Annotated in this window: 11 protein-coding genes; 5 read left to right on the top strand and 6 right to left on the bottom strand. The window is 63.6% G+C overall.

All coding sequences use genetic code 11. From position 1 onward, the window contains the following. Positions 1-166: 166 nt before the first annotated feature. Genes ACESL8_RS03865 through hisI form a run of 3 tightly spaced genes read right to left on the bottom strand, consistent with a single transcriptional unit; the run spans position 167 to position 2348 of the window. Positions 167-778: an NAD-dependent dehydratase gene (locus ACESL8_RS03865; RefSeq protein ID WP_372916154.1), complete on the bottom strand. Its 612-nt coding sequence runs from the start codon at positions 776-778 to the stop codon at positions 167-169. Next, positions 775-1980, bottom strand: a complete 1206-nt coding sequence (locus ACESL8_RS03870) for a cytochrome P450 (protein WP_372916156.1) — start codon at positions 1978-1980, stop codon at positions 775-777. Before ACESL8_RS03870 ends, ACESL8_RS03865 begins: the two co-directional genes overlap by 4 nt. Further along, positions 1977-2348: a phosphoribosyl-AMP cyclohydrolase gene (gene hisI, locus ACESL8_RS03875; protein WP_372916158.1), complete on the bottom strand. Its 372-nt coding sequence runs from the start codon at positions 2346-2348 to the stop codon at positions 1977-1979. The genes ACESL8_RS03870 and hisI overlap by 4 nt, the downstream gene beginning before the upstream one ends. Before the next feature lie 109 nt (positions 2349-2457). On the opposite strand from hisI, the gene purF reads away from it, so the two are divergent. Both purF and ACESL8_RS03885 read left to right on the top strand, forming a co-directional pair. Continuing rightward, on the top strand, positions 2458-3915 hold the full coding sequence (purF, locus tag ACESL8_RS03880; protein ID WP_372916172.1) for an amidophosphoribosyltransferase: 1458 nt from the start codon (positions 2458-2460) through the stop codon (positions 3913-3915). Positions 3916-3920: 5 nt separating this feature from the next. Then, positions 3921-4592 carry an SDR family NAD(P)-dependent oxidoreductase gene (locus ACESL8_RS03885; RefSeq protein WP_372916160.1) on the top strand — a complete coding sequence of 224 codons (672 nt, stop codon included), beginning with the start codon at positions 3921-3923 and terminating at the stop codon, positions 4590-4592. Between the two features lie 4 nt (positions 4593-4596). On the opposite strand, the gene def is transcribed toward ACESL8_RS03885, so the two are convergent. Beyond that, on the bottom strand, positions 4597-5154 hold the full coding sequence (gene def / locus ACESL8_RS03890; RefSeq protein ID WP_372916162.1) for a peptide deformylase: 558 nt from the start codon (positions 5152-5154) through the stop codon (positions 4597-4599). A 148-nt stretch (positions 5155-5302) separates the two neighbouring features. On the opposite strand from def, the gene ACESL8_RS03895 reads away from it, so the two are divergent. Together ACESL8_RS03895 and ACESL8_RS03900 are read left to right on the top strand one after the other, a co-directional pair. Continuing rightward, positions 5303-6076 (top strand): glucose 1-dehydrogenase, encoded by a 774-nt coding sequence (locus ACESL8_RS03895; protein WP_372916164.1) that lies wholly within the window; start codon positions 5303-5305, stop codon positions 6074-6076. Between the two features lie 171 nt (positions 6077-6247). Further along, entirely contained in the window at positions 6248-6781 is a 534-nt protein-coding gene (locus ACESL8_RS03900) for a PEPxxWA-CTERM sorting domain-containing protein (protein ID WP_372916166.1), read from the top strand. Between the two features lie 9 nt (positions 6782-6790). On the opposite strand, the gene ACESL8_RS03905 is transcribed toward ACESL8_RS03900, so the two are convergent. Continuing rightward, positions 6791-7066: a hypothetical protein gene (locus ACESL8_RS03905; protein WP_372916168.1), complete on the bottom strand. Its 276-nt coding sequence runs from the start codon at positions 7064-7066 to the stop codon at positions 6791-6793. Here ACESL8_RS03905 and rlmN point away from each other — a divergent pair. Next, the gene (rlmN, locus tag ACESL8_RS03910; RefSeq protein WP_372916174.1) at positions 7049-8392 is read left to right on the top strand and encodes a 23S rRNA (adenine(2503)-C(2))-methyltransferase RlmN; all 1344 of its coding nucleotides are present in this window, start codon (positions 7049-7051) and stop codon (positions 8390-8392) included. The two genes, ACESL8_RS03905 and rlmN, sit on opposite strands and share 18 nt — an antisense overlap. 25 nt (positions 8393-8417) lie before the next feature. On the opposite strand, the gene ACESL8_RS03915 is transcribed toward rlmN, so the two are convergent. Beyond that, on the bottom strand, positions 8418-8813 hold a 396-nt coding region (locus ACESL8_RS03915; protein ID WP_372916170.1), incomplete at its 5' end, for a nucleotide exchange factor GrpE.

The raw sequence follows: 8813 nt of genomic DNA on the forward strand, positions 1-8813 counted from the left end.
CGCAATCTCGTCGAGCGCCTGTTCAGCAAGCTGAAGAACTGGCGCCGCGTCGCCGCCCAATACGACAAAACCCGAGAGTCCACCCTTGGTTTCGCCGCCCTCGCCTCAATCAGGATGAGGATAGCCTTTGTCCATGTGGCCTAATTCTGCGACGAAGAATGATTTGTTATGGCAGTTTGGAATCCCATGTAGCGATGGCGAGGTTGCCGTGGCGGAAAATGCCGGGGGCGGTCTGCCCGCCGAGCACCACGATGGCGCCCGCCACCGCCTCCGCCGGCAGGCTGCCAAGGTCGCGCGGCAGGGTGAGATCCATTGCCGGCGCGGCCCATTGCAGGAAGCGTTCCACTGGCCGGCGTTCGCTGCGCGTGCCGATGAGCAAGCCAGGCTGGAGAATGTCGAGGCGGGCGAAGCCCATGCCGGCCAGCGCCGCTTCCACCTCGCCCTTGGTGCGCGGGTAGAGCAGGCTGGCCTTGGGGTTGGCGCCGACGCTGCTGACCAGGATGAAGTGCGTCGCGCCGGCGGCCTTGGCGGCGCGGGCGAAGGCCAGCACGGCACCATGGTCCACCGCGCGGAAGGCGGCATCACTGCCCGCTTTTGCCCGCGTGGTACCGAGCGCACAAACGGCGACCTGGGCTTCCGGCAGTGGCGGCAGGTCGTCGAAGTCGGCGACCACGCCGGGCCGGCCGATGGGGCGGCGGGTGACGGGGATGGCGTCAGGGCACAGGCTCAGCACCAGCTCGCCGACAAGTCCGGACGCGCCAGCCAGCAGGATTTTCACGGACGGACCCACAATTGTTGCACGCCGTTGAACGCGGCGGAAATGTTGCGCTCAATCGGGTCGCCGGTGAGCGCCAGGCCGGGGAAGCGCGCGAATAGCCGGGTGAGGGCAATCTCGGCCTCGGCGCGCGCGAGGGGTGCGCCCAGGCAGAAGTGCACGCCGCCGCCGAAAGCAAAGTGCGTCTTGTCGGCCCGGTCGATGTCGAAGCGCAACGGGTTGACGTGCAGGGCCGGGTCCTGGCCGGCGGCCATCAGATAAGGGGTCACCGCCTCGCCGGCGCGCACCGGGCACCCGCCGATTTCGCGCGGGGCCAGCGGGATGCGCAAGGATTGCATCACCGGCGGATCGAGCCGCAACGTCTCCTCGATGGCATCGGCAATGCGCGCGGGGTTGGCCTGCACCTTGCCCAACTGCTCAGGGTTGCGCAGCAGCGCCAGCATGCAATTGCCGATCAGATCGGTCGTCGTCAGGTTGCCGGCCAGCAGCAGCAGGTTGCACATGGTGACGATTTCCTGTGTCGTCAGCCGATCGCCGCCGTCGTCCACAATCACCAGCGCGCTGATAAGATCATCGCGCGGGGCGGCGCGCCGTTCCGCAATGGCACGCTCGAAATAGGCGGAGAGTTCATCGGCATTGGCCTTGAGCGCCGCCAGGAATTCCGGCGAGCGGATCGGCGAGAACACGTTGGCCAGCGCCTTCGACCAGCGCCGGAAATCACCCACGTCCGCCGCGTCGACACCCAGCATCGCGGCAATAACGATAATCGGCAGCGGCGAGGCAAAGCTTTCGATCAGGTCGAACTTGTCTTGGCCCTCCACGGCATCAAGCAACTCATCGGCAACCTCGCGCACACGCGGCTTCACCGCTTCGATGGCGCGGGCATTGAAGGCGTGGGTGACCAGCCGGCGCAGGCGAGCATGATCGGGATCATCCAGCACCAGCATCGAACGCGGCGCCTCGCGGTCCTGCATCGTCGCCAGCTTCTGCACGATGGTATCCGGCGCGGCGTTGCGCTGATCGACGGACAGGCTGCGATCCTTGAGCAGCGCCGCCACATCGGCGGCGCGGGTGAGCAGCACGCGGCCCAGCACCTTGTCTTCATGCACCGGATCGGCGGCGCGCAGCACATCGAACCGCTCGTGGGGGCGGTTGCGAAACACCTCGTCGAACACGGTCATTTCAAGGCCGGTGGGCAAGTTCATGCTTCATCTCCGATCATCACCAGCCGGCCATTATCCAACCGGCGGTAGAAACACTGCGGCCGGCCGGTGTGGCAGGCAGGTCCAGCCGGCTCGACCAGAAGCAACAGGCAATCCTGATCACAATCGACCCGGATTTCGACGACTCGCTGGATCGCACCACTTGTGGCACCCTTGTGCCATAATTCCCGGCGACTGCGGCTCCAATAATGTGCTTCCCCGGTGGCCAGCGTCGCCGCCAGCGCATCGGCGCTCATGTGCGCCACCATCAGCACTGCGCCGCTGGCGGCATCCACGGCCACGGCGGTGAGCAGGCCATCGGCGCCCCATTTGGGCTGAAACTCCAACGTCTCGTCGACCGATTGGCTCATGTGACACCTTCATAACAACAAAGCCGCATGTGGGGGCAGACAAAGCCCCGACCCTTCCCTATATGCCCACCAACTGCCGGATGACAAAGGCCCGCCGTCCATGGACCAAATTCTGACAACTGATCCGTGGGAGGATGATCATCTCCACGAGGAATGCGGCGTGTTTGCCGTGTATGGGGCGGAAGGTGCTGCCGCGCTGGTGGCGCTGGGGCTGCACGCGCTGCAGCATCGCGGCCAAGAAGCCGCCGGCATCACCACATTTGATGGCAAGGATTTTCACACCCACCGCGCCATGGGGCATGTGGCCGGAAATTTCGACAATGATTCCATCATCAACAAGCTGAAGGGCGAGATCGCCATCGGCCATAATCGCTATTCCACCACTGGCGAGACCGCGCTGCGCAATGTGCAGCCGCTGTTTGCCGAGCTGGCCAGCGGCGGCTTTGCCATCGGCCACAACGGCAATATCTCCAACGCCGCCACACTGCGCCGCGAACTGGTGCGGCGCGGTTCGATCTTCCAATCAACCAGCGACACCGAGGTGATCATCCACCTCGTTGCCACCTCGTCGTATCGCACCCTGCTCGACCGTTTCATCGATGCGCTCAAGCGGGTGGAGGGCGCTTACAGCCTGATCTGCCTCACGGCCGAAGGCATGCTGGCCTGCCGCGATCCGCTCGGCATCCGGCCGCTGGTGCTCGGCCGGCTGGGCGACAGTTATATCTTGGCATCGGAAACCGTCGGGCTCGACATTATTGGCGCGACCTTCCTGCGCCAGGTCGAACCGGGCGAACTGATCATCATCAGCGGGCGCGGGCTGCGTTCGATCCGGCCGTTTGCGCCGGTGCGGGCCCGGCCCTGCATCTTCGAACATGTCTATTTCAGCCGCCCTGATTCGATGGTGGACGGCAGCAGCGTGTATGAAGTGCGCAAGCGCATCGGCGCCGAACTGGCCCGCGAAAACCCGGTTGATGCCGACATGGTGGTGCCGGTACCCGACAGCGGCGTGCCCGGCGCCATTGGCTATGCCCAGGAAAGCGGCATTCCGTTCGAACTGGGCATCATCCGCAGCCATTACATCGGCCGCACCTTCATCCAGCCCGGCGACCAGATCCGCAATCTGGGCGTAAAGCTCAAGCACAATGCCAACCGTGCGCTGATCGCCGGCAAGCGCATCGTGCTGATCGACGATTCGATCGTGCGCGGCACCACCAGCGTGAAAATCGTGCAGATGCTGCGCGAAGCCGGCGCCGAGGAAGTGCACATGCGCATCGCCAGCCCGCCAACGCGCCACAGCTGCTTTTATGGGGTCGACACGCCGGAACGATCCAAGCTGCTGGCCGCGCAGATGAGTGTCGAGCGGATGCGCGATTACATCAAGGTGGACAGCCTGTCGTTCCTGTCGATCGAAGGCCTGTACCGCGCCGTGGGCGAATCTACCCGCGACGAACAGGCGCCGCATTATTGCGATGCCTGTTTTACCGGCGATTATCCCACCCGCCTCACCGATCAGGAAGAAACGGAAGTGCCCGACCAGCTCAGCCTGCTGGCGGAACGGGTAATCTGACACGCATGACCGACATCACTGAAAAAAAGCTCGCCCTCGTCACCGGTGCCAGCCGCGGCATCGGCGCCGCCACAGCCGAGATGCTGGCGCGTGAAGGCTGGCATGTCATCCTCACTGCCCGCACCGAACCCGGGCTGGCGGAGGTGGACGACCGCATCCACAAAGCCGGCGGCAGCGCCACCATCGCGCCGTTCGATCTGACCGATGGAGACGCCATCGACCGGCTGGGCACTGCCATTGGCGGGCGCTGGGGCCGGCTGGATGCGCTGATCCTGAATGCGGCGCAGCTGGGCACGCTGGCCCCGGTGCCGCATCTTGATCTCAAGGAATGGGACAAGCTGATCGCCCTCAACCTTACTGCCAACATGCGGCTGATCCGGGCGCTCGATCCCTGGCTCCGGCAATCGGCGGCCGGGCATGTCGTGGCGGTTACCTCATCGGTGGCAAGCACGCCGCGGGCTTATTGGGGCGGCTATGCCGCGACCAAGGCAGCACTGGAAAACCTGGTGTCCACCTACGGCGAAGAGGTGCGCAACATCTCAGGCATCCGCACTCACATCATCGATCCGGGCGCCACCCGCACGATCATGCGCGCCCGCGCCTATCCGGGCGAAGACCCGGCACGCGTGAAACCGCCGGAAGACGCGGCGCGGCTGATCCTCGACCGGCTGGGCTGACAGCTCAGGCCGCGCCGCCAGATTTGCGCAGCTTGTCCAGTTTTTTCAGCAGCATATCGCGCTTGAGCTTGCTCAGGTGATCGATGAACAGCACGCCATTCAAATGGTCCATCTCGTGCTGCAGGCAAGTGGCGAGCAAGCCATCAAGCTTTTCGTCGTGGGCCTTGCCCTGCTCGTCCAGCCATTTCACCTGAATCTCGGCCGGGCGCTGCACATCGGCATACATTTCCGGCACCGAAAGGCAGCCCTCCTGATAGACTGACAGCTCGTCCGATTCCCAGACGATTTCGGGGTTGATGAACACGCGCGGCTCTTTCACCCGCACGATGTCGTCGGGATCGGCATCTTCGGGCGTATCATCTGCTTCACGCTGCAGATCGATCACCAACAGGCGTTCCGCCACGCCGACCTGGATGGCAGCAAGGCCGATGCCGGGCGCGTCGTACATGGTTTCCAGCATGTCGGCGATCAACGTGCGGTGCGCGTCGGTCACGGTTTCAACGGGCGTGCTGATCTTCTTGAGCCGCGGATCGGGCGTTTCGATGATGGGGAGGATGGCCATGGCGGGGAAATATGGTGCGTGGTGCACAGCGTCAAGGCCCGGCGGACGCAACCGATAAGCCAACGCACACTCCGCATGAAACGCAGCTTGGCAGAAGGCCAACCGCCGGGCAGTGTCGGGCACACGTACATCACGGGGAGAAACAGACATGAATCGAATGGCAGGCAAGGTGGTACTGATCACCGGCGCGGCGCAGGGCCTTGGCGAAGCCATGGCGCGCCGCATGGCGCAAGAGGGCGCGCGGCTGGTGCTCACCGACATCAACGAAGCCGGCGTGAAAGCCGTTGCAGCCAGCATCGGTGACGCGGCGGTGGCTTGCCGCCACGATGTCACCAGTCCCGATGACTGGGCGGCGGCCGTTGCCTTTGCCGAAGAAAAATGGGGCGGTTTCCATGTGCTGGTCAACAATGCCGGCATCGCGGCCGGATCGACTGTGGAAGCCACCGATTTCGATACCTGGAAGCGCGTGCACAGCATCGATCTCGACAGCGTGTTCCTCGGCTGCAAACTGAGCCTGCCGACCATGGCAAAAACCGTGCGCGACACCGGCGTGCGCGGCAGCATCGTCAATATTTCCAGCATCGCCGGCGTCATCGCATCACACAACAGCGCTGCCTACAACAGCGCCAAAGCCGCTGTTCGCCACCTCACCAAAAGCGTCGCGCTGCACTGTGCCAAGCAGAAATATCGCATCACCTGCAACAGCATCCACCCGGTTTTCATCGACACGCCAATTCTGGATGGCATCACCAGTGCCTTGGGCCGCGAGGCCGGGCTGGAAAAACTCGGCCGCCAGATTCCATTGGGCGCGGTGGGCGAGCCCGACGATATTGCCTGGGCCGCGGTGTATCTGGCCAGCGATGAAGCCAAGATGGTAACCGGCCACGGCTTGTACGTGGATGGCGGCATCAGCGCGATGTGAGGTGCCTGCTGAACGACGGCACAAGGATCAAGCCAACGGCCGGCCCGCGAACGCGCGCCGGCCGTTTTTTGCGTCTTGCGAAATAAATTGTTAATGTCTTGCTCATCTATCTTGCACAAATATTTATTTTCACTTAACAATTAGCCTTCGTTTGCAGAGGGGATGATTGACATGAAGTCGCGTGTGATCTGGATTGGCCTCATGGCCGCTGCTGCCAGCCTTGCCGTTCCGGCGCTGGCAATCGAGAATGTGGCGGTAGGTTTCACAACGCCGACCGGCGGGCAGACCACGGGCCTTTATTCGGGCGTGGTCAGGCTGCGGGTTTCGGGGACCGGCTTTTCGCTCGGCGCGCGGACCAACGACGCGTTTTACGACGTCGCCAGCCAAGCGTTGAATAACGGTTATTATGCGCTGGGCTTCGACACGACGCCTTTGGTGGGTTTCAATCCGTCGCGCAATGTCCAGAATTTCCTCGTCGGCCCGGTGCCAGCGTTCAGCGCGTCGAGCATCTACAACTTCAAGATCAATGTCGGGCCAACGCCTTCGATCCTGTATTTTGGTGTGATGGATGGTGCATTCGGCGACAACGGCGGCCGTTTCGACATTGCCGTCGGCGTGCCCGAACCGGCAAGCTGGGCGATGTTGATCGCCGGCTTCGGCCTGGTGGGCGCCAACATGCGCCGCCGCCGGCTGGTGCAGGCCTGATCCGGCAATTTACCGGCAAAAATGAAAAAGCGGGGCGGCGCCAATATGGCGCCGCCCTTTTTCATTGGGCCGGGCGCTTTTGAACAACAACCTACCGCCGCGCGCCACTGCCAGCAGCACCACGGCCGTCAGTACCGCCGCGGCGATGGCCAGATTGCGGTTATGGTCATTCGGTGCTCCCCGGGCTGAGGCCTTGGTTTCACCGGCACACCAGTCTGGCGCAAGCGGTTTTACGCCGGCCCGCTTTTGCGATAAGGCCCGGCGATGATGAATATCGAGCCGCAAATTACCGAAACACCAAACGAAGCGACCGCGCCAGCAGCCGTGATGCCGATCCCCGGCCCATCCGATCCGATGGTGCTGCCGCGCAAGGCTGCCAGCCCGCGTGCAGATGGCAAGCGCGCGCTGATCGGCCTGTCGCGGGAGGAACTGCGCGCGGCGCTGGCGACGGTAGGCGTTCCGGCCAGGCAGGTCAACATGCGCGCCAGCCAGGTGTGGCACTGGCTGTATCACCGCGGCGTAACCGAGGTTTCGGCGATGGCCAATATCGCCAAGGACATGCGCGCCCTGCTGGATCAGCATTTCATCGTCGGCCGCCCCGAGGTGGTGACAGCGCAGGTATCAAGCGACGGCACCCGCAAATGGCTGCTGCGCTTTGATGACGGTGAAGAAGCCGAGTGCGTGTTCATTCCCGATGCCTGGCGCGGGACGCTGTGTGTTTCCTCACAGGTCGGCTGCACATTGAATTGCCGGTTTTGCTACACCGGCACGATGAAGCTGGTGCGCAACCTGACCGTCGCCGAAATCGTTGGCCAGGTGATGCTGGCACGCGACGCGCTGGGCGAATGGCCGGGCGGCACCAACAGCCTGCCGGCGCTGCCCGATACAGATGATGACGATGACGAGGATCGCCCGTACATCCCCGGCGCGCACAATCCCGGCAACAACTATACGGCGCAAGGCCGCATGCTCACCAACATCGTGATGATGGGTATGGGCGAACCGCTGTACAATTTCGACAATGTTCGCGATGCGCTGCAGATCGTCATGGACGGTGACGGGCTGGGCCTGTCCAAGCGCCGCATCACGCTGTCGACCAGCGGCGTCGTGCCGATGATGGCGCGCGCCGGCACCGAAATCGGCGTCAATCTCGCGGTGTCGCTGCACGCCGTCACCAAGGAAATCCGCGACGAAATCGTGCCGATCAACAAGAAATACGGCATCGAGCAGCTGCTGCGAGCCTGCGCCGATTATCCCGGCGCCAACAATGCCCGCCGCATCACGTTCGAATATGTGATGCTGAAGGACAAGAACGACAGCGACGAAGACGCGCATGAACTGGTTCGCCTCATCCGCCGGTACAAATTGCCGGCCAAGGTCAATCTGATCCCGTTCAATCCGTGGCCGGGCAGCACTTATGAATGTTCATCGGGCGGGCGGATCGCGGCGTTTTCCGATATTATCTTCAAGGCCGGCATCAGCGCGCCGGTGCGCACCCCGCGCGGGCGGGACATCATGGCAGCCTGCGGCCAGCTGAAATCGGCATCCGAAAAGATCAGCCGCGCCGAGCTGGACAAGCGCGCCGAAGAAAAAGAAGCCGGCTGGGTCTGACGATCGAGGTTGATCCGGCCGGCAGTTAGTCGCCGGCGCGGGCCACGCTCACCATCGCCGGGCGCAGCAGGCGATCGCGGATGGTCCAACCGCTGGCCAGTTCAGCCACCACGCTGCCGGCTTCATGCTCGCTTTCTACCTCGATCATCGCCTGATGACGGTTGGGATCAAGCGGCAGGCCCGGTGTGATCTCGATGCGGGCGATACCCTGGCGGCCAAAAATCGCCAGCAGTTCGCGTTCGGTTGCCTCGATGCCGGCGCGCACATTATCAAATCCGTCGGCAGGCAGAGCGGCAACAGCGCGGCGCAGGTTTTCGGCCACCGCCAGTATTTCGCGGGCAAAGCCCGTCACGGCATACTGAGTGGCTTCGGCCTTGTCGCGCTCCAGCCGGCGCCGGGTGTTTTCCGCATCGGCCATGGC

It is taken from the genome of Sandarakinorhabdus sp., assembly GCF_041689835.1.
Taxonomy (GTDB): Bacteria; Pseudomonadota; Alphaproteobacteria; order Sphingomonadales; family Sphingomonadaceae; genus Sandarakinorhabdus.